1 protein-coding gene is annotated in these 488 nt (G+C 68.2%); it reads right to left on the reverse strand.

From position 1 onward, the window contains the following. On the reverse strand, positions 1–488 hold a 488-nt coding region (locus DSP71_RS23235), incomplete at both ends, for a PH domain-containing protein (protein WP_258546294.1).

The raw sequence follows: 488 nt of genomic DNA on the forward strand, positions 1-488 counted from the left end.
ACACGTTCCCGCGGCGGAGCAGCAGCCCGAAGTCGGCGACCAGGTAGCCGTGACGCTTCCAGGAGAACGGACGTCGCCACCGCGCTCGGCGGGGCATGGTCCGATAGGTGTCGTCACCCTCAGGGCCGACGATGCCCTGCTCCCACAGCGAGGGGATGCTCTCGGCGGGCACGTCGGGAAGGACGAGCGCGAGCACCCGCTCGACATCGGCACGCTTGCCGACCGGCAGCACCACGTTGAACTGCTGGCCGCTGCCCGATGACTGCTGCGCCGCGCTCTTGCCGCTCATCCGGTTGATCTTGATCGTCCACCAGCCGAAGGGACGCCACAGCAGCGACTGCGACACCTCCACGGCGAAGATGCGACCGGGCGGGAGCGTCTCGGTGACGGTCGTGAGGAGACCGTACGTGATCCGCACGCCGTCCGGTGTCGGCGCGATCGAGTAGCGCAGCGATTTGGAGATCTGCGCCCAGGTGATACCGACCACG

Origin of the sequence: Microbacterium sp. H6, from assembly GCF_003314775.1 — a bacterium.
Classification (GTDB): domain Bacteria; phylum Actinomycetota; class Actinomycetes; order Actinomycetales; family Microbacteriaceae; genus Microbacterium; species Microbacterium oxydans.